The organism is Corynebacterium sp. HMSC070H05 (assembly GCF_001837615.1).
Classification (GTDB): domain Bacteria; phylum Actinomycetota; class Actinomycetes; order Mycobacteriales; family Mycobacteriaceae; genus Corynebacterium; species Corynebacterium coyleae.
In genome coordinates, this window is the sequence record NZ_KV833341.1 from 109159 (window position 1) to 131109 (window position 21951).

Annotated in this window: 19 protein-coding genes; 16 read left to right on the top strand and 3 right to left on the bottom strand. The window is 61.9% G+C overall.

The window, feature by feature from the left end:
• Positions 1 to 39: 39 nt before the first annotated feature.
• The 13 genes from mraY (at position 40) to ileS (ending at position 15269) form a co-directional block, all read left to right on the top strand.
• Entirely contained in the window at positions 40 to 1146 is a 1107-nt protein-coding gene (gene mraY / locus HMPREF2617_RS08755) for a phospho-N-acetylmuramoyl-pentapeptide-transferase (RefSeq protein WP_070816328.1), read from the top strand.
• Complete coding sequence (murD, locus tag HMPREF2617_RS08760) at positions 1143 to 2537, top strand: UDP-N-acetylmuramoyl-L-alanine--D-glutamate ligase (protein WP_246821726.1); 1395 nt, start codon at positions 1143 to 1145, stop codon at positions 2535 to 2537. The genes mraY and murD overlap by 4 nt, the downstream gene beginning before the upstream one ends.
• Before the next feature lie 43 nt (positions 2538 to 2580).
• The gene (locus HMPREF2617_RS08765; RefSeq protein ID WP_070422193.1) at positions 2581 to 3975 is read left to right on the top strand and encodes an FtsW/RodA/SpoVE family cell cycle protein; all 1395 of its coding nucleotides are present in this window, start codon (positions 2581 to 2583) and stop codon (positions 3973 to 3975) included.
• A 12-nt stretch (positions 3976 to 3987) separates the two neighbouring features.
• Complete coding sequence (locus HMPREF2617_RS08770) at positions 3988 to 5064, top strand: UDP-N-acetylglucosamine--N-acetylmuramyl-(pentapeptide) pyrophosphoryl-undecaprenol N-acetylglucosamine transferase (RefSeq protein WP_070570093.1); 1077 nt, start codon at positions 3988 to 3990, stop codon at positions 5062 to 5064.
• Entirely contained in the window at positions 5064 to 6485 is a 1422-nt protein-coding gene (murC, locus tag HMPREF2617_RS08775; RefSeq protein ID WP_070840535.1) for a UDP-N-acetylmuramate--L-alanine ligase, read from the top strand. The genes HMPREF2617_RS08770 and murC overlap by 1 nt, the downstream gene beginning before the upstream one ends.
• A 17-nt stretch (positions 6486 to 6502) precedes the next feature.
• Positions 6503 to 7180 (top strand): cell division protein FtsQ/DivIB, encoded by a 678-nt coding sequence (locus tag HMPREF2617_RS08780; RefSeq protein ID WP_070422196.1) that lies wholly within the window; start codon positions 6503 to 6505, stop codon positions 7178 to 7180.
• 132 nt (positions 7181 to 7312) lie between these two features.
• Complete coding sequence (ftsZ, locus tag HMPREF2617_RS08785; protein WP_070840536.1) at positions 7313 to 8527, top strand: cell division protein FtsZ; 1215 nt, start codon at positions 7313 to 7315, stop codon at positions 8525 to 8527.
• Between the two features lie 14 nt (positions 8528 to 8541).
• Entirely contained in the window at positions 8542 to 9267 is a 726-nt protein-coding gene (pgeF, locus tag HMPREF2617_RS08790; protein ID WP_070483975.1) for a peptidoglycan editing factor PgeF, read from the top strand.
• Positions 9260 to 9946, top strand: coding sequence for a YggS family pyridoxal phosphate-dependent enzyme (locus tag HMPREF2617_RS08795; protein WP_070483973.1), 687 nt, complete (start codon positions 9260 to 9262; stop codon positions 9944 to 9946). Before pgeF ends, HMPREF2617_RS08795 begins: the two co-directional genes overlap by 8 nt.
• Before the next feature lie 35 nt (positions 9947 to 9981).
• Positions 9982 to 10464, top strand: coding sequence for a cell division protein SepF (locus tag HMPREF2617_RS08800; protein WP_070483971.1), 483 nt, complete (start codon positions 9982 to 9984; stop codon positions 10462 to 10464).
• Positions 10465 to 10486: 22 nt separating this feature from the next.
• Positions 10487 to 10795 (top strand): YggT family protein, encoded by a 309-nt coding sequence (locus HMPREF2617_RS08805; protein WP_070422201.1) that lies wholly within the window; start codon positions 10487 to 10489, stop codon positions 10793 to 10795.
• 131 nt (positions 10796 to 10926) lie between these two features.
• A complete protein-coding gene (locus tag HMPREF2617_RS08810) occupies positions 10927 to 11886 on the top strand; it encodes a DivIVA domain-containing protein (RefSeq protein ID WP_070483969.1) in 960 nt (319 codons plus the stop codon).
• Positions 11887 to 12104: 218 nt separating this feature from the next.
• Positions 12105 to 15269, top strand: a complete 3165-nt coding sequence (ileS, locus tag HMPREF2617_RS08815; protein ID WP_070840537.1) for an isoleucine--tRNA ligase — start codon at positions 12105 to 12107, stop codon at positions 15267 to 15269.
• Positions 15270 to 15343: 74 nt separating this feature from the next.
• Here the strand turns inward: ileS and HMPREF2617_RS08820 are convergent, their stop codons facing one another.
• Positions 15344 to 16507: a S1 family peptidase gene (locus HMPREF2617_RS08820; RefSeq protein ID WP_070840538.1), complete on the bottom strand. Its 1164-nt coding sequence runs from the start codon at positions 16505 to 16507 to the stop codon at positions 15344 to 15346.
• Between the two features lie 217 nt (positions 16508 to 16724).
• Between HMPREF2617_RS08820 and HMPREF2617_RS08825 the strand changes: the two genes are divergently transcribed.
• Both HMPREF2617_RS08825 and HMPREF2617_RS08830 read left to right on the top strand, forming a co-directional pair.
• The gene (locus HMPREF2617_RS08825) at positions 16725 to 18023 is read left to right on the top strand and encodes an HNH endonuclease signature motif containing protein (protein ID WP_070840539.1); all 1299 of its coding nucleotides are present in this window, start codon (positions 16725 to 16727) and stop codon (positions 18021 to 18023) included.
• Positions 18024 to 18065: 42 nt separating this feature from the next.
• Positions 18066 to 19448: a DNA polymerase IV gene (locus HMPREF2617_RS08830; protein WP_070450902.1), complete on the top strand. Its 1383-nt coding sequence runs from the start codon at positions 18066 to 18068 to the stop codon at positions 19446 to 19448.
• Here the strand turns inward: HMPREF2617_RS08830 and HMPREF2617_RS08835 are convergent.
• Complete coding sequence (locus HMPREF2617_RS08835; RefSeq protein ID WP_070816410.1) at positions 19437 to 20330, bottom strand: asparaginase; 894 nt, start codon at positions 20328 to 20330, stop codon at positions 19437 to 19439. The two genes, HMPREF2617_RS08830 and HMPREF2617_RS08835, sit on opposite strands and share 12 nt — an antisense overlap.
• Before the next feature lie 75 nt (positions 20331 to 20405).
• Between HMPREF2617_RS08835 and HMPREF2617_RS08840 the strand changes: the two genes are divergently transcribed.
• The gene (locus HMPREF2617_RS08840; RefSeq protein WP_070570073.1) at positions 20406 to 21002 is read left to right on the top strand and encodes a WKL family lipoprotein; all 597 of its coding nucleotides are present in this window, start codon (positions 20406 to 20408) and stop codon (positions 21000 to 21002) included.
• A 1-nt stretch (position 21003) separates the two neighbouring features.
• Here the strand turns inward: HMPREF2617_RS08840 and HMPREF2617_RS08845 are convergent, their stop codons facing one another.
• Positions 21004 to 21924 (bottom strand): hypothetical protein, encoded by a 921-nt coding sequence (locus tag HMPREF2617_RS08845; RefSeq protein ID WP_083308108.1) that lies wholly within the window; start codon positions 21922 to 21924, stop codon positions 21004 to 21006.
• Positions 21925 to 21951 lie beyond the last annotated feature (27 nt).

Here is a 21951-nt window from a genome sequence, read left to right on the forward strand (position 1 = left end):
TTCAACATGAATAACGAAACAGCAGCGAGGTAACACTTCATGGTTCAAGTCATTTGCGCCGGGATTCTTAGTTTCCTGGTCTCGATTTTTGTGACCCCGCTGCTCATTAGATATTTCCATCGCCGCGAGATGGGGCAGGAGATCCGCGAGGACGGCCCGAAGTCGCACGCCCGCAAGCGTGGCACGCCAACAATGGGCGGCATCGCTATTTTGTTAGCAATCGCGCTTGGCTACGTCGGCGGCAGTCTCTCAGCCTTGGCTACGGGCCACACGGCGTTTACTGCCTCGGGCCTGATCGTGCTGGGGCTTACGCTGTCGCTCGGCCTCGTAGGTTTTGCCGATGACGGCATTAAGTTGTTCATGCACCGCAACCTTGGCCTCAATAAGACGGCGAAGCTTGTGGCGCAGTTTGCCATTTCGATCGCCTTCGGGCTGCTTATCTTGCAGTTCCCGGACGAGAACGGTCTGACACCTGGCTCGACGTTCTTGTCGTTCGTGCGCGACATCGACACGATCAACCTCGCCATCGGCGGGGGTGTGGTGGGCACCATCATCTTCCTAGTGTTCATCTACATCCTGCTCGCCGCGTGGTCGAATGCAGTGAACCTGACTGACGGTCTCGACGGGTTGGCCGCTGGTACGACGGCACTTGTGATGGCTGCCTACTCGGGCATTACGTTCTGGCAGTTCCGTAACTCTTGTGATGCTGTCGCGACCGCTGGCTGTTATTCGGTGCGTGATCCGTTGGATTTGGCGATTCTCGCGGCGGCCGGTTTTGGCGCCTGCGTGGGTTTCCTGTGGTGGAACGCCGCACCCGCGAAGATCTTTATGGGGGATACTGGCTCGCTGGCACTCGGTGGCCTTGTTGCGGGCCTGTCGGTTGCCTCGCGCACGGAGTTGCTGATGGTTGTCATCGGCGCGTTGTTCGTCCTGGAGGCCGCCTCCGTGGTGATTCAGGTTGCGTCCTTCAAGACCACCGGCAAGCGAGTGTTCCGCATGGCGCCGTTCCACCACCACTTTGAAAACGGCGGCTGGCCAGAGACTGCCGTAGTGGTGCGTTTCTGGATCATCTCCGGGATGTCGGTCATGCTTGGCCTCGCCGCGTTTTATGGTGAGTGGCTCTCGTTGAACGGAGCGGGCCTGTGACGCTGCCAGATCATGTTTTAGTCGCCGGTGCTGGTGTTTCTGGTCTCGGCGCAGCACACTTGCTGACGAAGGCGGGTGCGAATTGCACGGTTGTCGACGACAACCCGAATGGGCGCGCAGCCGCTACCGCAAAAGGCTTCGCGGTGTGTTCCAGCGCTGAAGCGCGCGAGCGCTTCGCTGACACTGGCCTTGTGGTCACCTCGCCCGGGTGGCGACCTGATACGCCATTGCTTGTCGACGCCACCGCCGCCGGCATCGACGTCATCGGCGATGTTGAACTGTGCTTCCGCCTTGACCGCGCCGGCGTGTTTGGCGCACCGCGGACGTGGCTCGTCGTCACGGGCACCAACGGCAAAACCACGACTACGGGCATGCTGGCGGCGATGATGACCGAAGTCGGCGCCGACTCCGGCCGTATCGCACGTGCCTGCGGCAACATCGGCACCGCGGTCGGAGAGGTGCTGCTTCTCGACGAACACGTCGATGTCCTCGCTGCCGAACTGTCCAGCTTCCAGCTGCACTGGTCCTCCGAGCTCGTGCCGGATGCTGGCGTGCTGCTGAACCTGGCTGAAGACCACATTGACTGGCACGGCTCGTTTGCGGAATACGCCGCGTCGAAGGCGAAGGTATTGCAAGCAACGCATGCGGTTGCAGGTATCGACGATACGGAGGTGCAGCGTTTAGCTGAGCAGACTGGTCGCGACGACATCATCGGGTTCACACTTCAAGAGCCTGGCGACAACCAGGTCGGTGTTTCGGGCGGCAGGATCGTGGCCAAACTCGGCGGCGAAACTATCGACGTTGCAAGTGCCGACGGCATCGAGCCCGCCGGAGCCGCCGGTCTGCTTGACGCACTCGCGGCCGCTGCGGTGGCGTTGACCCAGGGGGCCAAGCCGCATCACATCCAGCGGGCACTGGAGAAGTACCGCGTGGCCGGTCACCGTGGGGCGGTGGTGCACTCCGGCGGCGGTGTGGATTGGGTGGATAACTCCAAGGCCACGAACCCGCACGCGGCGGATTCTGCGCTCACCGGTGCGGGCACGGTGGTGTGGGTCGCGGGAGGACAGCTCAAAGGCGCTGCCGTCGACGGTGTCGTCAAAGCACACGCTGATCAGTTCCGCGCCGTTGCTCTGCTCGGTGTGGATCGTGAGCTCATCCGCGCGTCTGTCAACGCGGCCGCCCCGGACGTTCCGGTGTTTGTCTCCGACTCCACGGATCCGGAACAAGCCATGGATGAGGTTGTTGCGTGGGCGGCGACCCAGGCGCAGCCGGGCGATACGGTGCTGTTGGCGCCGGCTGCTGCGAGCTTGGATATGTTTTCGGGCATGTCAGCGCGTGGCGACGCCTTCGCAGCGGCAGCGATGCGACACTGGAGCCCGGATAACAAGTAAGCTCAACTTCACGTTGAGACTTCTCGAATGAAAGGGCAGCTGCATGGCGGTGCAACAGGGGACAACGCGGCGTGCCCCGCGATCGACCGAGCCAACCTCAAAATTGGCGCTTAAGGTGCGCAAATTCGAGGAGTTTCTGGATTCCCGGCCGCTCATCGACTACACCATGATCCGCAGCATTGTCCTGGTGCTTGCAGGTCTTGGTGTGGTCATGGTGATGTCGTCGTCAATGGCGACGTCGTTCGCAGATTCCGAGAGCGTCTGGGGCGTGGCCATCCGTCAAACCGTCATGGTCATCGGTGGCCTGATCGCGTTTTGGGTGGCGCTGAAAACGCCGCCTGAGCGGCTGCGCAGCTTCTCCGCTGTCCTGATGGCCGCTTCCGTTATTTTGCTGATCTTGGTGCTCACGCCCTTGGGCACCGGCCGCGAAGAGGTAGGTTCCCAGTCGTGGATCGTGCTGGGCCCGCTGCGCCTGCAGCCATCGGAGGTGGCCCGTGTGGCTATCGCGATGTGGGGCGCGAAGGTGCTCGAACACAGAAATCCGCAACGTTTGTTCCAGGCCAACAACGGTTTCCTCGCGTTCTTTATCGTGGCTGCAATCTGTGTCGCGTTGATTGCCGCACAGGGCGACATGGGTATGGCTTTGTCGTTCGCGGTTGTGGTCGCCTTCATCCTGATCTTCGCGGGTGTGCCAAAGAAGGCAATCGTTTACCTGGGAATTGGTGGCGCGTTCTCACTGATTGTGGCGTTCTTGTCCGGAGGTTTCCGCTCTGCGCGTTTCCACGTGTACTTCGACGCACTGCGCGGCCACTTCGATGACACGCAAGGTATTGCGTTCCAGTCCCACCAAGGCTTTTTGTCGCTCGCAGACGGTCACATTTTCGGTGTCGGTCTTGGCCAGTCCCGCGCGAAGTGGTTCTACCTGCCTGAGGCACGCAACGACTTTATTTTCGCGATCATCGGCGAAGAGCTCGGCCTGTGGGGCGGCACCTTGGTTATTTCCCTGTTCGCCTTGCTCGGCTTTTTCGGTTTCCGTACCGCTCGGCGTGCGCAGTCGCAGTACCAGACGCTGATGGCGGCGGCGCTGACGGCAGCGGTTGTTTCGCAGGCGTTTGTCAACATCGGCTACGTCATCGGTCTGCTGCCGGTGACCGGCATTCAGCTGCCGATGCTCTCTGCCGGCGGTACCTCGGCTGTGATCACCCTGGGGGCGATGGGTGTGTTGGCAAACGTGGCTCGCCACGAGCCGGATGCGATTTCCGCGATGCAGAACTACGGCCGCCCAGTGTTCGACCGCATGCTTGGCGTCCAGGAGCCCCGTCCGATCACACAGCAACGCCAGCCTCGCGAGCACCCACGTGAGCAGGTACAGCGCAATCACCGCCCGACGGCGCCGGTGCGTCAAGCCACTGGTGGGCCGCGCCGCGTGCGTAGATAGCAGGAGGATTACATGAGTGAACTCAACGTCGTCTTGGCAGGCGGCGGCACCGCAGGCCATATTGAGCCGGCGCTCGCCGTGGGGGAGGTGTTGCGTGATCAGTTCGGTGCCAATGTTGTCGCGTTGGGCACGGAGCGTGGTTTGGAAACCACGATTGTTCCCGCCCGCGGTTTTCAGTTGGCGTTGATTGATCCGGTGCCCATTCCGCGCAAGAAGCCGTGGAAGTTGGCTGCGGTGCCGGCGAAGCTGCTGCGTTCGGTCAATCAGGCCAAGGAGGCGATGAAGTCTTCGGGTGCTCAGGTGGTGCTCGGTACCGGCGGGTATGTGTCCGCGCCGGCGTACTTGGCGGCGAAGTCGCTGCGGCTGCCGTTTTTCGTGCTGGAAACCAACGCGCTTGCGGGCATGGCGAACAAGCTTGGGGTCAAGCTCGGCGGCGTGGGCTTGAATGCGGTGGCGAATTCGGGCATGGCTGGCGATGTCGTCGGTATTCCGGTGCGCCCTGGTGTCGGAGTGGATCCGGACGGGGCGAAGCGCGAGCGTGGCTTGCGCACGTGGGGGCTGGATCCGGAGAAGACCACGGTGTTGGTTACGGGTGGTTCTCAGGGTGCGGTGAGTATCAATACGGCACTCGCTGGCGCGGTTGAGCGTATTACCGCTGCGGGTCACCAGGTGTTGCACGCCTATGGGCGCAAAAATGATGCCCCTGCACCCCACGAGGGTTATACGGCAGTGCCGTACATCGACGACATGGAGGCGGCGTACGCGGTCGCAGATGTTGTTGTGTGTCGCTCCGGTGCGATGACGGTTGCGGAGAACTCTGCGGCTGGTGTGCCGGCGATCTACATCCCGTTGCCGCATGGCAATGGCGAGCAGGGGTTGAACTCGGCACATTTGGTTGCCACAGGGGCGGCATTGCGTATCGACGACGCCGAGCTCAACGGCGACGTACTCGTCGAGAAGCTGCTGCCTTTGCTCAATAACGACGATGCGCGTGCCGAGATGCGTCGCGCAATTGCTCAATCCGGTGCCGGCAATGTTGCCGAGGACCTCGCGCGCCGCATTGCTGATGCGGCTGGAAAGGAAAACTGATGACGGATCTCTCACGCGTGCACCTCATTGGCATCGGCGGTGCCGGCATGTCGGGCGTGGCGCATATCTTGTTGGACCGAGGCGCAACCGTGACTGGCTCTGACGCGAAGGACTCCCGTCCGGTTCGGGCGCTGAAGGCCAAGGGCGCGAAGGTGGCGCTTGGCCACGACGAGGCCCACCTGGAGCTCTCTGGTGAGCTTCCCACCGCGGTGGTGACGAGCTTTGCTGCTATCCCGCAGGACAACCCCGAACTCGTCCGCGCCAAGCGGGAGGGTGTTCCGCTGCTGCGCCGCTCGGACCTGCTGGCCGAGTTGATGGAGGGCCGTACTCAGCTGTTGCTCGCTGGCACGCACGGCAAGACTTCGACGACGTCGATGGCGGTCGTGGCGTTGCAAGCAGCAGGGCAAGACCCGTCGTTCGCGATCGGCGGGCAGCTCAACCGTGCCGGCACGAACGCTCATCACGGCCAGGGCGAGGTTTTTGTCGCGGAGGCCGACGAGTCGGACGCGTCGCTGTTGCGTTACTCCCCAGATGTCGCCGTGATTACGAACATTGAGCCGGATCACCTGGACTTCTACGGCACGCGTGAGGCGTATTTCAAGGTGTTCGATGATTTTGCGGACATTGCGAAGAACATCGTGGTGTGCCTAGATGACGAACACGCCGCAGCTTGCGGTGAGCGCGCAATCGAGCGTGGTCTGACGGTTTACGGATACGGCACTGAAGAAGCCGCAAAGCGCCACCCGAGCGTGCCGGCAGCGGCGGTGATTACCGAAGAGCGCCAGGAAGGCGAGCACACCGCAGTCGGTGTGCGTTTGCGCACGCCTGATGTCTCCGGCGAGGTCACCTACAGCATGGCTATCCCGGGCCGCCACATGGTGCTCAACTCGGCAGCAGCGCTGCTCGGTGGGGTACTCGTCGGCGCGAATCCGGAGAAGCTCGCCCAGGGGCTCAGCGAGTTCACGGGCGTGCGCCGTCGTTTCGAGTACAAAGGCAGCGTCGGCGAGACTCGCGTGTACGACGACTACGCCCACCACCCGACCGAGGTGGAGGCGGTGCTTACCGCGGCCCGCGACAAGGTGGAAGCAGAAGGCAACGGTGCGCGTGTGGTCGTGTGCTTCCAGCCACACCTGTACTCGCGCACCCAGGAGTTCTCCAGCGAGTTTGCTAAGGCATTGTCGCTGGCAGACGAGTGCGTGCTGTTAGATATCTACGGTGCCCGTGAAACCCCGGTTGAGGGTGTGACCTCGCGCATTATTAGCGACGAAATGACCATCCCGGTGCACCTTAAACCGGACTTCTCTGCTGCTCCTGCAACCGTTGCGTCCGTGACCGAGCCGGGTGACTTGGTGCTCACGATGGGGGCGGGCAGTGTGACCATGCTGGCAGACGAGATCCTGGATGCGTTGGCGGGCAAGTAATGTCCACAAAAGTTCCCATGCCTGACTCAACCGAGGAGCAGCCGAAGCACCGGAAGATCCCGTACGGTGCGATCGCAGCAACGGTGGCCATTGTTGTGGCTGTGTGCGCGGCCGTGCCGTTCACGCCGCTGATGAGCGTGAACGATATTGCCGTCGAGGGGTCCGTGAACCTGCCCGAGGAGGAAGTACGCAACCTCACCGGGATTGATTACGGCACGCCGATAGGCAAGGTGAAGCCGCGCCGAGCCGCCGAGAATGTTGCCGCAAACCCCTGGGTGGATTCCGCAACAGTGTCGCGCGCGTGGCCGAACGGTGTCAGTGTGGAGATCACAGAGCATGATCCGGTGGCGTGGGTGGACATTGATGGCCAGCCGCACCTGATCGACCGGGAGGGCCGCGATTTCATCGTTGCGGCGCCGCCCGCAGGCGCTGTGGAGATCCAGGGGGTGGCCCAGGAGCGGTTTGCGCAGGCGGTGGAGGTGGCGTCGTCGATTAGTGATGTTGCCCGGCCTCGCGTCCGCGCGCTCAAAGCCAACGGTGACTACACCTACACGCTCGTGCTTGACGACGACCGCGTAGTCCAGTGGGGAGCTGCAACCGACAATGCGAATAAGGCGCTGGCGCTCGAAACCGTGCTCCAGTTGGAAGGCCACGAGTTCAATATTTCTAACCCCGAGTTGGTGACCTCGCGCTAAAACCCCAGGTCACAACCCTAAAGTACAGGTTTAGGGTTGTGACACGCCGGGGGAGAACACAAAAAATGCTTCGCTTTCAAACATGATGGGACGCAACTGAACACCCGAGTTTTGAAAGGCGAGACTTACGCTATGACTTCTCCCGCCAACTACCTCGCCATGATCCGCGTCGTCGGTGTCGGCGGGGGCGGCGTCAACGCTGTGAACCGAATGATTGAGGAGGGGTTGAAGGGCGTCGAATTCGTCGCCATCAACACTGACTCGCAGGCGCTGCTGTTTACCGATGCCGACACCAAGCTCGACATTGGTCGAGAAGCCACCCGTGGGCTGGGTGCAGGCGCGAACCCCGAGGTTGGCCGCACTTCCGCCGAGGACCACAAGCAGGAGATTGAGGAGTCCCTGAAGGGCTCCGACATGGTCTTCGTTACCGCAGGCGAAGGCGGCGGCACCGGTACTGGTGCGGCCCCGGTCGTCGCAGGTATTGCAAAGAAGATGGGCGCACTGACTATTGGTGTTGTGACCCGCCCGTTCACCTTTGAGGGCAAGCGCCGTACCCGCCAGGCGCTGGCTGGCATTGAGAACCTGAAGGAAGTTTGCGACACCGTCATCGTGATCCCGAACGACCGCCTCCTGCAGCTCGGAGACGCGGAGCTCTCCATGATGGAAGCGTTCCGCGCGGCTGACGAGGTGCTCTACAACGGTGTTCAGGGTATTACCAATCTGATCACCATCCCGGGCATGATCAACGTCGACTTTGCGGACGTGCGCTCCGTCATGGCCGACGCGGGTTCCGCGCTCATGGGCGTTGGTTCCGCGCGCGGCGAGAACCGTGTGATGACCGCAACTGAGCAGGCCATCAACTCCCCGCTGCTGGAGACCACCATGGAGGGCGCAAAGGGCGTGCTCATCTCCGTCGCCGGTGGCTCCGACCTCGGCCTGATGGAAGTTAACAACGCTGCTTCCATCGTGGAGGAGAAGGCCGACGACGATGCGAACATCATCTTCGGCACGATTATCGACGACAACCTGGGCGACGAGGTCCGCGTGACCATCATCGCCACCGGCTTCGACGAGAAGGCCAACGCTCGTCCTGCCGAGGACGCCCCGCAGGCAAGCGTCATCGCTCCAGCCGAGGAGCTCGAGTCCCAGCCGGAGAAGCCGGCGGAGCCGCGCACTGAAACCCGCACTGAGATTCGCACCGAGCAGCCGTCGGAGAGCTACCAGGCTCGTCACCGCTACGAGCCAAACCGTGGCCTGTTTACGGACCGTGAGGACTCCCGTCCGCGCCGCGACGAGGAGTTCGGCGGCGGCTTCGACGATTTGGATGTGCCTGATTTCATGCGCTAGTTAGACTGGCTGGCATGCCAGATCTTTCCAACCGCCCCGTCCGCATGGTGTTTACTTCCCGTGCTGGCGGGGTTTCGCGTTCTCCGTACGATGCGTTCAACCTGGGAACGCATGTTGGCGACGACCCAGCCGACGTCGCCGCGAACCGTCAGCGTCTCGCCGACATCTTGGGCCTTCCCGCCGAGCGTTTCGTGTGGATGGAACAACTCCACACCAACACCGTCACCGTGGTCGACGGGCCTGCGGATGAGCCGGTTGCGACCACTGACGCGATCGTGACTCGCGAGAAAAACCTCGCGCTGTGCGTGCTGGTTGCGGACTGCACCCCCGTGCTGCTGTCCGACCACAGCGCAGGTGTGATCGCCGCAGCCCACGCGGGCCGTATGGGAGCTCGCAACGGCATTGTGCGCCGCACCGTCGAGGAGATGGTGGCGCTTGGCGCTGCCCCGGAGCGTATCCAGGTGCTGCTCGGGCCGGCGGCGGCAGGTGAGTCCTATGAGGTGCCTGCCGAGATGGCTGCGGACGTCGAAAAGCATTTGCCCGGCTCGCGCACAACCACCAAGCAGGGGACCGCGGGCATCGACGTCCGTGCCGGGCTTGTGCGCCAACTGATGAGCATGGGCGTGACCCACATCGACGCAGATCCGCGCGATACCATCACCGATACCGATTTCTTCTCTCATCGCCGCGAGGGCGTCACCGGACGTCAGGCCGGCGTGATTTGGATGCCAGATGCATAACCTTGAAACCGTAACCAAGCAGATTCACGACGCCGAGCGCGCCGCCCGCCGCCCGGAAGGCAGCGTGCAACTCTTGCCTGTGACCAAATTCCACCCCGTTGAGCGCATTATTGAACTCGCCGAGGCAGGCATCACCCTCGTCGGTGAGAACCGCGAGCAGGAGGCCCGCGCGAAGGCTGAAGCTCTGGATGGGCGGTGCCAGATCGCCATGATCGGCCAGATCCAGTCCAAGAAAGCTAACGCCGTCGCGCGTTGGGCGGCTCAGGTCCACTCGCTCGACTCGGTCAAACTCGCCCACGGCCTTGACCGTGGCATGGCGCTTGCCCTCGAGCGCGGCGACCGCACCACGGACACCCTGCCGTGCCTGATCCAGCTTTCCGACGACGGCGATACCGCCCGTGGCGGCGCCTCCTACGACGACGTGCCGGAAATCATCGAGGCGGTCGAAAATTCCGAGCATCTTCGCCTCGACGGGTTCATGGTCGTGCCCCCGTTGAACTCCGACCCCGAGACGGTGTTCCGCAGGGCACGTGCGCTTGTCGACGACACCTCCGCCCACCTCGGCCGCGACCTCATCTTGTCGGCCGGTATGAGCGGGGACTTTGAGACAGCAATCGCGTGCGGATCCGATCTCGTGCGTGTCGGAACAGCGCTGCTTGGGCCCCGCCCCGTAGGCTGACCTTCATCGCAAAACCACCCCCAAGGAGCCCCACTATGTCCTTCTTTGGCAGCGCAAAAGAATTCTTCGGCCTCGGTCCGATCGAGAACAACGAGGACGACGCCTACTTTGAGGATTCGCGCTACTCCGAAACTTCCTCGACTGCTGGCGCTGGCGCGTACGACCGTGCTGAGCGTCCGTCGCGTTATGAGCGTGACCACCGCGAGGTGTCGTCGACACGCGCCAGCTACCGTCCGACCCCGCGCATCGTCAACGTGTCTCCGCGTAATTACAACGATGCCAAGGAGATCGGCGAGCCGTTCCGCGATGGCGACGCAGTGGTGATGGACCTCACCGATCTGGACACCGCCGATGCAAAGCGCATCGTCGACTTTGCTGCTGGCCTGTGCTTCGGCCTGCGCGGCAGCATGCACAACCTGTCCCGTGGTGAGGACACTCGCAAGCGCCTGTTTGCCATCGTCCCGGAAAACGCCAACGTGGACAAAGATGCGCTGAAGCGCTCCGCGGGCCTGCGCTAGACAACCTGTAGGGTGTGAACGCGTGGCACTTATCGGAGCAATTCTTTACGCCGTCATCGGCATCTACTCGCTGATTGTCGTCGTGCGCATCATCATTGAGATGATTCAGGCATTTTCGAAGCACTTCGACCCGCCCCACTGGTTCATCATGGTGGCGGAACCACTGTTCAAGATCACCGACCCTCCAGTGTTTGCATTACGCAAGCTCATCCCCCCGTTGAGGTTGAACGGGGGAGTAGGGCTCGATGTGAGCGTGATCGTGCTTTTCCTGGCACTTTCCCTGCTCCAGATGGTTATCCGGGCGACGATGATCGTTCCGGCACTGCATTAGCGCGCTGTCATGTGCGTTGTGTAGACGAAACAGTTACAATTCAGCAGACAAATTAAGTACGTTCCCGTAACGTGGGGCGCATTCGCGACCCGCAGACGCGGGTCCGTTACAAGAACATGAAGGGAACGCAAATGCCGTTGACGCCAGCTGACGTGCACAATGTCGCTTTCAGCAAGCCCCCGATTGGCAAGCGGGGCTACAACGAGGACGAAGTTGATCAGTTCCTCGACCTGGTTGAAGACGCGCTTGCACAGCTCCAGGATGAAAACGAAGAGCTCCGCGCACGACTCGAAGAGGGTGGCGCTGGCGTAGCGGCACCGGCAGCAGCCGGTTCTTCCGCAGACGAGGCTGCAATCCGCCGCGAGGTGGAGCAGAAGATCCGCGCTGACTACGAGGCGCAGCTGCGTTCCGCGAAGGAAGCCAAGGACAAGGCCGAGGCTGAGGCTAAGGCTGCCAAGGAAGATGCGGCAGCAGCCCGCAAGCAGGCTGAGGAAGCTTGCGCACAGGCTGCGAAGCGTCCGGCTGAAGGCGTGTCCAAGGCGGTCAACACCGCCCCGCAGAAGGCAGAGCCTTCGCAGGATTCGCACATCCAGGCTGCCAAGGTGCTCGGCCTTGCACAGGAGATGGCAGACCGTCTGACCAGCGATGCCCAGGCAGAGGCAACCTCCATGCTGGCAGACGCACGCAGCGCTGCAGAGCGTGAGGTGGCCGAGGCTGAGGCGAAGTCCAAGAAGCAACTGCAGGACGCTCAGACCCGCTCCCAGTCTCAGCTGCAGGAGGCGGAGACTCGCGCCAAGCAGCTCGTCGCCGAGGCCCAGAAGAAGGCCGAGGAGACCACTGGCGAGGCCGCTTCCCGCGCCGAGGCCCAGATCCGCCAAGCGGAGGAGAAGGCCAACAAGCTCAAGGCAGATGCAGAGCGCAAGCACACCGAGATTATGAACACGGTGAAGCAGCAGCAGACTGCGCTGGAGAACCGCATTGCGGAGCTTCGCACCTTCGAGCGCGAGTACCGTACTCGCCTGAAGACGCTGCTTGAGTCCCAGCTCGAGGAACTCGAGGCCCGCTCAACTACGGCGCCGAACGAGAAGTAAAACCTCAACGCCCGGGAGTGCTACACTTCCGGGCGTAACGCTTTGATCCGGCTATCACCGGGGAGCATTCCGGAAGAACGGCATTACGCTTATTAGAACCGGACGTTAAATGGGAAGACGTCACTTCCTTCACCACAAATGAAGTGGGGGCTTTCGCCCCAAGCAGGGTGGTACCGCGCAGCACATGCGTCCCTGCAGATTGTGTGTGGAGGAGTGTCATGGTTGGCAACGTCTACCCTAAGGTCGATATGACCGGAGGCAGCGACAAGTTTCCCGAGATGGAACGCGCTGTGCTCGACTACTGGAACAAGGATGAAACGTTCCAGGCATCGCTTGAGCAGCGTGAAGGTTGCGAAGAATACGTGTTCAATGACGGCCCGCCGTTTGCTAACGGTCTGCCTCACTACGGCCACCTGCTGACGGGCTACGTCAAGGACATCGTTCCGCGCTACCGCACGATGACTGGCTTCCATGTGCCGCGTGTGTTCGGCTGGGACTGCCACGGTCTGCCTGCGGAGCTTGAGGCAGAGAAGCAGCTCGGCATCACTGACAAAGCCCAGATCCATGACATGGGTCTGGAGAAATTCAACGAGTACTGCGCCAAGTCCGTCATGCACTATGCCGGCGAGTGGGAAGAGTACGTCACCCGCCAGGCTCGTTGGGTCGATTTTGAGAACGGCTACAAGACCATGGACCCGGAGTACATGGAATCCGTCATGTGGGCGTTCAAGGAGCTCTACGACAAGGGCTTGATCTACCAGGGCTTCCGTGTGCTGCCGTACTCCTGGGCAGAGCACACGCCGTTGTCCAACCAGGAGACGCGTCTCGACGATTCCTACCGCGACCGCCAGGACCCTACCGTCACCGTCACCATGCCGTTCACCGGCGGCCGCGCCGGCTACGCTGCGGAGAAGACGTGGGCTGAGCACCCTGAACTGCACGATGCGGCTGCGATCGCCTGGACCACTACGCCGTGGACGCTGCCGTCGAACTTGGCGTTGGCGGTTCACCCGGAGGTTGAGTACTCGTTGGTGAAGCCGGGGGATGAGGGTGTCGTCGATACGCCATTGCTCTTGGCGACGAACCTGCTCGGCGCATACGCGAAGGAACTCGGCGAGTACGAGGTCATCTCCACGTTCACCGGCGCCCAGCTCGAGGGCCTGGAGTACGAGCCGGTCTTTGACTACTTCCGCGACCACGAGAACGCGTTCATGGTGCTTAACGCGGACTACGTCACCACCGAGGACGGCACCGGTGTCGTCCACCAGGCGCCCGCCTTCGGTGAAGACGATATGTTCACCTGCCAGGACTACGGCATCGATTTGGTCATCCCCGTCGACGCCGACGGCAAGTTCACCTCGCTGGTTCCGGACTACGAAGGCAAGTTGGTCTTCGACGCGAACCGCGACATCATCCGCGACCTGCGCGCCAAGGGCCGTGTCGTGCGTGACCAGACCATCGTCCACTCTTACCCGCACTCCTGGCGCTCCGGCGAGCCACTGATCTACATGGCGCTGCCGGCTTGGTTTGTGAAGGTCACGGACATCCGCGACCGCATGGTCGAGCTCAACCAGGAGATCGACTGGATCCCGTCGCACATCCGCGATGGCCAGTTTGGCAAGTGGCTCGAAGGCGCTCGCGATTGGAACATTTCGCGTACCCGCTACTGGGGCTCCCCGGTGCCGGCGTGGGTATCCGATAACCCGGAGTACCCGCGCGTGGATGTCTACGGTTCCCTCGATGAGCTCGAGCGTGACTTCGGTGAGCGCCCCAAGTCGCTGCACCGTCCGCACATTGATGAACTGGTGCGTCCGAACCCGGACGACCCGACCGGTAAGTCCATGATGCGCCGCGTGCCGGACGTGCTCGACTGCTGGTTCGAATCCGGCTCTATGCCGTTTGCGCAGTACCACTACCCGTTTGAGAACCGCGAGGAGCACGACGCTCGCCAGCCGGCTGACTTCATCGTCGAGTACTCGGGCCAGACCCGTGGCTGGTTCTACGTCCAGCACGTGCTGTCTACCGCGCTGTTCGACCGTGTGGCGTACAAGAAGGTCGTCGCCCACGGCATCGTGCTTGGTTCCGACGGCCAGAAGATGTCCAAGTCCAAGGGCAACTACCCGAACGTCAACGAGGTTTTCGACCGCGACGGTTCCGACGCGATGCGTTGGTTCCTGATGTCTTCGCCGATCCTGCGTGGTGGCAACCTGATCGTCACTGAGCAGGGTATCCGTGAGGGCGTGCGCCAGGCACTGTTGCCGATCTGGAACGCGTACACCTTCCTGCAGCTGTACTCCTCTGAGGACGCTCAGTGGTCGGTGGATTCCGACAACGTGCTCGACCGTTACATCCTGGCCAAGACCCACGACTTGGTTGAGGCCGTGGGCGGGGCTCTCGACGACACGCGCATCGCCGATGCTTGCGATGAGGTGCGTCGCTTCGCGGACACCCTGACCAACTGGTACGTGCGTCGCTCCCGTGATCGTTTCTGGGAAGGCCAGGAGGCCCACCCGGAGGCGTTCAATACGCTTTACACGGTGCTTGAAGTCGTGACCCGTACCGTCGCGCCGTTGCTGCCGTACATCTCTGAGGTGATCTGGCGTGGTCTCACCGGCGGCCGTTCGGTGCACCTGACTGACTTCCCGAAGACAGACAACCTGCCGGCGGATGCTGACCTGGTCGCTGCGATGGATGCGACGCGTGCGGTGTGTTCGGCGGCGTCGTCGGTACGCAAGGCGAACAAGCTACGTAACCGTCTTCCACTGCCGAAGCTCACTGTTGCTCTGCCAGAGGCTGATCTACTTGAGCCGTTCCGCTCCACCATTCGCGACGAAGTGAACGTCAAGGACGTTGAGCTCACCGCGGATGTGGACTCGGCTGGTTCGTTCGAGGTCGTCGTTAATGCGAAGATTGCTGGTCCGAAGCTGGGCAAGGATGTCCAGCGCGCGATCAAGAACGTCAAGGCTGGCAACTATGAGCGTCGTGGCGACGACGTGGTGGTCGACGGAGACATCGTGCTGACTCCGGAGCTCTACACCGAGCGTCTCGTCGCCGAGAACCCGGAGAGCACTGCGCGTGTCGACGCCGACGCCGCCGTCGGCCTCGTCGTCCTGGACACCAACGTCACTGAGGAACTCGAGGCTGAAGGCTGGGCCGCCGATGTCATCCGTGGCCTGCAGGATGCGCGCAAGCGTGAGGGCCTTGAGGTCTCCGATCGCATTGCGGTTGTGCTTGCGGTGCCGGCTGAGAAGGAGGAGTGGGCTCGTCGTCACGCAGAGCACATCGCCGCTGAAACGTTGGCAACCTCCTTCGATGTGGTCACCGAACCAGTCGAAGGCCATGATGTTGTCGACGGTGTGACCGCCACCGTTCGCAAGAATTAGGCGCTGACGGACTATGCCGCTGCATAGTGGATCCTGACCCGGACCACTATGCAGCGGCATAGTGTTTTTAGGGGCTAGCCGTGAAGCGTGAGGCCCCAGTGCTGCATTGCGCCGGCGATTTCCATGCCGCTGGTGAGCGTCTTGTTGTAGTCGCTGCCGTTCGACGTCACCCCTAGTGCCCATGCGTCCGTGCCGTCGAACGCGAAGATCGCGCCTCCGGAATCGCCTCTGTCAGCGATGTTGCGAAACACGAATTGGCCGGCCCTATCTACCTCGACGAATTTGCCGCAGGAGTAGCCAGTGGTGGCACCGAGACGGCAAATGGTCATGTTGCCTTGCCCCGCTTGGGCTGGGGTGATCCAGCCCTTCAATCGGGAATTTACGGGCAGTGCGGAATCCACGTACGGCTTGGCATCGTCGTAAATCTCAATCAGTCCGATGTCGGTGCCGATAAAGCCCGTGTTGTCGCGCTCGTAGAAGGATTCGACCATCTCGCCCACAACCAGTGACCCGCCGTATTGGTCATTGACGTAGAACTGGTCACCCACATCGCCGCAGTGCCCGGCAGTAACGATGAATGTGCGGTTTTCCCGCGACGCGATAAAACCAGTAGAGCAGTAGCTTTTGTTCACGTTGTAAATCTTCGCGCCAGGTACAACCTTGCCCGGAGCCTCGAGAAACAGCCAGTCCTGTTTGTTGTGATAGTAAATGCCCAGGTTGTCGTCCCTGCCGGTTACTCCCGCGCCGTTGTTTCGTGGGTCGATGCGTTGCGGGTCCACGGCCTGTGCCTGTGGTTGCTGCGGCTGTGCGTGCTGTCGCTGTGCTTGCCTTGTGGGGCTGGATTCCGATTGCGGGGCGAGAAAGTTCTTGGGAGGGAAATAAAAATTGCTCACTTGGGCGTCGGAGCCGTCGATCGTGCAACGGAATGTGAATTCACCGATGTATTCGTCATTGCTGAGAAAACCGGAGATCTCGCTGTCGAACGTCTGTCCTGTGATTGCGTCAGTGGGCACTTCGTGTGCATAGACCGTTAGGGCGTCGTAGGCAACGCCGTCGGCGGTGGACGCGTTTCTGGCGGCGTTCTGACATAATTCGGCGACCTCAGTCGGTGTCAGTTTGGTCTCGGGAGCATCGGCGGCGATATCTTCTGCACCGGAACAGGCAGTGAGCGCAGTGAGCGTGGTCGCGGATGCGAGCGCTACCGAGATTAACGTTTGGATGATCTTCACAGATGTCATGGTGACACATCGTGGCGACGAATGTGTCGACTATGCAGCGGCATAGTTTTTCGAACAAAGAACCGCCGTCTGCTCCAAAGTATGCAGCGGCATAGTGAAAAAGCTGCGCAGCCAAGGTGGGGGAATGGCCTCTTTGGGTAGATTTGAGGAAAACTATTGACTCGCACACCTATTCGATATATAAAGGTGTCAATGTTTGTAAACAAGGGGTGTGAACATGACAGTTACAGTGAGCCAGTGGGTGGCTGATCGAACGAATGATTTGTCGGCAGAGGTGCTCGAAGACCGGATTAAGGTCAACCACCTTTCGGCCAATCACCATCGTGCGCGGATGCTTGAAGCAGTCGGGCAGTTCGATGAGCAGGATCTCGCGTCGCAGTATGGGGAGAAGTCGACCGCGACGTGGTTGCGTAGGGAACTCAACCTGCCCGAACCGACGGCCTTTGAGTATGTGAGGGTTGCCCGGGGCCTGCGCAGGTATCGCCGGTTATTCGAGGCGTTTGAGTCTGGGGTGATGCCGTATTCGACGGTTCGTTTTCTCCTGCAGTTTCTAGACGAGCAAAACGAAGAGGAGCTTGTCGCTCTTGCGTTGTCTCTGGCGTTTTCGGACCTGAAACTTGTGCTCGCCGGTGCCGGGCCGAAAGGCGATGAGCCGACCGAACCTTTCGCCCGGGCCAGAGAGTGCGACGATGGCATGCTTGCGTTCGAGGCCCGTCTTCCCGCCGTGGCTGGGCAGAAACTTCTGACCGCGCTGAAAATGGCGCAGTTGGCCAGTTTTGGTCTGGAGGACGTCGATCCGGAGGATCTCAACGATCCTGAAAAGGTGCAACTGCTTATCGACGACGCCACCAACGCCAAGGATGCTGTCGCCTCTGAGCAGGATCGCGAACCACGGAAACGGACAAAGATCACCGCCGAAGACATCGCGAAGACGGTTTCGCGCTACGGGCCTCCGGAGAAACAGGACGTTTACGCAGCGTTGCTGGCCATGGTGGATATGGTGCGGGCTCACCCGATTAGTCCGCTTCGTAGCCCCGGTGTGCAGGTCAATCTCATGGTGAATCAGGGCGGGGGCTGTTGGATGCCCGAAAACCGTGCCGCACGGTCAGAGGATGTGCGAAGCTACCTTGCTAACGCCGTGGTGCGGTTGCACTTGATGGACAAACATGGGCTGACCATCAACGTCGGCCGTGCACAGCGGTTCGCCACTGACGGCCAGGTGCAGGCGTTGCTAGCAACGTGGGGGTATCAATGTGCCATGCCTGGGTGCTCGCATCGCCGGTTTATTGAGATCCACCACATCCGAGAATGGGAGCATGGTGGCTCGACCAACATGGATAACCTCATTCCACTGTGCTCGAGTTGTCACTCGCAGGTTAGCCACGGGACGATCACAATTGAAAGCAGGGGAACCGACCTGTTCTTCACGTTTAACGATGGTGCGCGGTTTGTTTCCCGCGGGCGAGGGTTGCCGCGTCGCCTGGATTTCATCACGGGTACCTCATTCGATGAATGACGAAATTGGAACTCGGCGGTAGCGGTGGTGCACAGTGGTGGCATGACTCGCTGGGTGCTGCATATCGACATGGACGCGTTCTACGCGTCATGTGAGCAGCTCACCCGTCCCACGCTGAAAGGGCGGCCAGTGCTCGTTGCGGGTGTGACCGGCCGCGGGGTCGTGGCGGGCGCCAGTTACGAGGCAAGAAAGTATGGGGCGCGCTCCGCCATGCCAACACACCGGGCGGCACGTCTGGTGGGGCCAAAAGCAGTTCTTGTGGCACCCCGGCGGGCGGTGTACACGACCGCGTCGAGGCGAGTGTTCGAGGTGATTAGCAAGCACGTTGATGTGGTGGAGCAACTGTCCATCGATGAAGCCTTCATGGAGCCAGCTGAGCTCATTGGTGCTACCCCTGACGAGGTGCGTGAGTGGGCGAACCAGTTGCGCGCGGAGATCAAGGAGGAGACTGGCTTGCCGAGCTCGATCGGAGCTGGGTCGGGCAAGCAATACGCCAAGATTGGTTCGGGCCGCGCGAAACCGGACGGAGTGTTTGTCATCCCGCATGAAGAACAGTTAGAGATCCTGCATCCGATGCCGGTCAATGAGCTGTGGGGTGTGGGGCCGGTGACGGAGGCGAAGTTAGCGTCGGCGGGGATCGAGACGATTGGGGATTTGGCGGCGCTGACCGAGAAAGAACTCGATATCGCGATTGGTGGTGCGGTGGGCAAGCAGCTGTGGTGGCTTGCTCGCGGTGTGGATGAGCGGCCGGTTGCCCCGCGTGCTGTGGCGAAGCAGATCTCCTCCGAGCACACCTACCCGAACGATTTAACCCAGCCGTCGGAGGTAGACACTGCGCTGGAACGTGCGGCAGCGGATTCGCATCGACGGTTGCTCAAGGACGGGAGAGGGGCTCGCACGGTGACAGTGAAGCTGCGGATGGCGGACTTTCGCATCGAATCCCGCTCGGCGACCCTGCCGTATGCAACCGACGATGCGGAAACCCTGCTCGCAACGGCGTTTCGACTGGTGCGTTACCCGGACGAAGTCGGGCCAATCAGGCTTGTGGGGGTGTCGTATTCGGGCCTGGAGGATGCGCTGCAGGATGTGTTGTTTCCGGAGTTGGATCAGGAGATTGTGAAGCCGGCGCCGGTGGCGGAGGACTACGAAACTGGGGTGAGTGATCATGCCGCACCGGCTGGACTCGAGGTGGTCTCAGAGATGGGAGACACGCCAGGGCAGTGGCGGGCTACCCAGGACGTGTTTCACCCTGAGTTTGGGCACGGTTGGGTGCAAGGGGCCGGCAAGGGATGGGTCACGGTGCGGTTTGAAACGCGCGCGACGGGGCCTGGCAGGGTCAAGAGCTTGCGTAGCGACGACCCCGCGCTCGTCCCGGCCGACCCCGTCGATTCGTTGGCGTGGGAGGACTGGCTGTCAGAGCAGTGAGCTGGGATTCACACCGGTGGCCAGGGCGGTGAGCAGTGCGATACGAGCTTGGCCGGGGGAGAGGTGGCCTGCGGGCAGCGCGCCGAGGTCGCCGAGGGTAGAGCCGCCACCTGCGCCGCCGTAGGCGAAGGTCACTGCACCGTAGGGGGCAGAAGTGGCAATCACTACGGGGATGCCGCGGCGCAGCATGTCGCGAAGTGCTTCGCCGGTGCCGTCGGAGACGTTGCCGGCACCGAGGGCCTCGACAATGACGCCGTCGGGGGACTTCGAGGCGACAAGATGTGCAACGGTGCCGTCGTCACCTGGCCATGCACGCAGGATCGGCACGAACAAGCCGTCCAATGGCGCAGCGGGGACAGGCATAGGTCGGCGCAGTGAAACGGGGACGTCGAAGGCGTCCAGATCGGTAGTGTGCCGCTTGCGTAGGCCGCGTGCAGGCAAGGTTGCGCCACCGAAGTGAACGAAGGCGCCACCGCCGCGTTGGGTGGCGGCCACCTCGATCGCGCCACGCAGGTTTGCGGGCCCGTCAGGGTGGGGATGATCGGCGGAGCGCATCGCACCGGTCAACACGACGGGCCGTTCATCGCGGTGGACGAGTTCTAACGCGAGGGCGGTTTCTGCCAAGGAGTCGGTGCCGTGGGTGATGACGAGGCCGGTGAGGGTGTCGTCGTTAAGCAATGCGCTAGTGAGCGCACGAAGGCGGTCGATGTCGGCGAGCCCCATTGACGACGAATCCAGGCTCGCGATCTCGCGAGTTTGCACGTCACGGGTGGTTTCGCTACGGGCGACAAGTTCATCGGCGGACAAGGTCGGCACAAGCGCCCCGGACACATCGGCGGTGGAGGCGATGGTGCCTCCGGTGGAGACAACGTAGACGGTCATGTGCACCAGAGTGCCAGAAATGGGCTTCAGTGCAGTAACGTTGAGCAAGTCAATCAAGGTATGCAAGGAGAACACGTGAAAGCACAGCGATTTGCTGCGGCACTTGCAGCGGCCAGCCTCGCGCTGGGTCTGACCGCCTGCTCGGGCGAGTCCGACAACACGGAGAACACCACCACCGCAGCCGAACAGGCAAGCGCATCCGACGCAGCGCCCGTGGCAGAAATGCCCACCGCAGAAGAGCTCAACGCAGTCCTGCAACGCGCCGCCGACCCGAACCTGCCCATCGCAGAACGCGCGAACACCGTCCAGGGTGGCGAAACCACGCCGGAACTGTTCGATCTGATGACCCAGTCTCAGCAGGAATCAGGCGCGAACTTCCAGGTGGTCAACCCGGTGTTGCCGGGCTACACCACCAACTCGGTGTTGGCGACGGTGAACTTCACCCGACCGGACGCGGAATCGCAGCTGGCTGAGGATGTGGAGTTTGTGTACGAGGAGGGCCACTGGAAGATCTCGCAAAGCTGGGCGTGCTTCCTGGTCAGCAACACCTTGCCGCCGGAGCAGGTGCCGGACATGTGCAACACCGGCGCACCGGCCGCACCGGCCGCACCGGCTGAGGCCCCGGCCGAAGCCCCAGCCGAGCAGGCGCCTCCGGCAGCTCCTGGCCTGTAAGTTAAGCGCCGTACCGCACAGCCCGCGTGATGTCTTGGACCACGCGGGTTGTTTGCTCCCCGCCGGAGTACACCAGGTGGGTTGTCGCTTCCACCTCGCCTGACACTGGCAACGGGCGGGAGAAATCGACGGTGATGTGCCCCTTCGACGTGGTGGAAGAGGACTCCACCTCGATGTGCTGGCCGTTGAGGTCCCCGGCGGCATCGGCGTCGATCGTCATGTCCTTTTCCGAGGGGCGTTCCTCGATGTCGACGGCGAGGTCAACGGTGGAATCGGTAAGCGACTCGACAGTGTAGGTGGTGGTGCGCAACATCGTGTTGTCGCCGGCGACTCGGTTTTCCACCTTCCACACGCCACCCTCACCGATTGGTTCGGTGGGGAACACGACGTTTTGGGTGATCAGCGCCAGCAGGGCGGGCTCCACATGCTGCAGGCCGCGCTCCGGTGCTTCCGGTGGGGCGAGCAGTTTGATGGTGGAGATCTTCCCAGAGTCGTCGCCACGCCAGCTCATGCGGAAGCCTTCAGTGGCGGCGACGTCCTGGCCGATGTCCAGGTTGGAGTGTTTGCCGGAGCCGACGGTGAAGTCGATTCGTCGAGAAGCAGCTGCTTCTCCCTCGCCGGGTTCAGGTGCGTCACCAACCGAGATGTCCAGCGGCAACGTCGTGATCGCCACATCGCCGCCCCGGACCTGATCGCCCACTGTCTGCGCGACACCGGACGAGACCGCAACCGTGGTGGACCAGGGCTCGGCGTTCTCGGTGTACGACAACACGCGAGCATGTTCGCCCGTATCGACGACAGTGACACCCGGCTCGTCCACAGGGAACGCGGGCACGCCCTCGATCAGGTCTTCCTCGCCCGCGCATGCGGTGAGGGACAGTGACAAAGCAACGGCGGCAACGGCGGCAGTTAAACGAGACATCTTTAAGAACGTACCGCACGGCATACG

Coding starts and splice junctions, on each gene's coding strand:
- mraY (WP_070816328.1), top strand. CDS start 40: ATGGTTCAAGTCATTTGCGCCGGGATTCTTAGTTTCCTGGTCTCGATT.
- HMPREF2617_RS08835 (WP_070816410.1), bottom strand. CDS start 20,330: ATGACCGTCTACGTTGTCTCCACCGGAGGCACCATCGCCTCCACCGCC.
- ftsZ (WP_070840536.1), top strand. CDS start 7,313: ATGACTTCTCCCGCCAACTACCTCGCCATGATCCGCGTCGTCGGTGTC.
- HMPREF2617_RS08830 (WP_070450902.1), top strand. CDS start 18,066: ATGACTCGCTGGGTGCTGCATATCGACATGGACGCGTTCTACGCGTCA.
- murC (WP_070840535.1), top strand. CDS start 5,064: ATGACGGATCTCTCACGCGTGCACCTCATTGGCATCGGCGGTGCCGGC.
- HMPREF2617_RS08780 (WP_070422196.1), top strand. CDS start 6,503: ATGCCTGACTCAACCGAGGAGCAGCCGAAGCACCGGAAGATCCCGTAC.
- ileS (WP_070840537.1), top strand. CDS start 12,105: ATGGTTGGCAACGTCTACCCTAAGGTCGATATGACCGGAGGCAGCGAC.
- HMPREF2617_RS08825 (WP_070840539.1), top strand. CDS start 16,725: ATGACAGTTACAGTGAGCCAGTGGGTGGCTGATCGAACGAATGATTTG.
- HMPREF2617_RS08810 (WP_070483969.1), top strand. CDS start 10,927: ATGCCGTTGACGCCAGCTGACGTGCACAATGTCGCTTTCAGCAAGCCC.
- HMPREF2617_RS08820 (WP_070840538.1), bottom strand. CDS start 16,507: ATGACATCTGTGAAGATCATCCAAACGTTAATCTCGGTAGCGCTCGCA.
- HMPREF2617_RS08800 (WP_070483971.1), top strand. CDS start 9,982: ATGTCCTTCTTTGGCAGCGCAAAAGAATTCTTCGGCCTCGGTCCGATC.
- HMPREF2617_RS08770 (WP_070570093.1), top strand. CDS start 3,988: ATGAGTGAACTCAACGTCGTCTTGGCAGGCGGCGGCACCGCAGGCCAT.
- HMPREF2617_RS08795 (WP_070483973.1), top strand. CDS start 9,260: ATGCATAACCTTGAAACCGTAACCAAGCAGATTCACGACGCCGAGCGC.
- HMPREF2617_RS08845 (WP_083308108.1), bottom strand. CDS start 21,924: ATGTCTCGTTTAACTGCCGCCGTTGCCGCCGTTGCTTTGTCACTGTCC.
- HMPREF2617_RS08765 (WP_070422193.1), top strand. CDS start 2,581: ATGGCGGTGCAACAGGGGACAACGCGGCGTGCCCCGCGATCGACCGAG.
- pgeF (WP_070483975.1), top strand. CDS start 8,542: ATGCCAGATCTTTCCAACCGCCCCGTCCGCATGGTGTTTACTTCCCGT.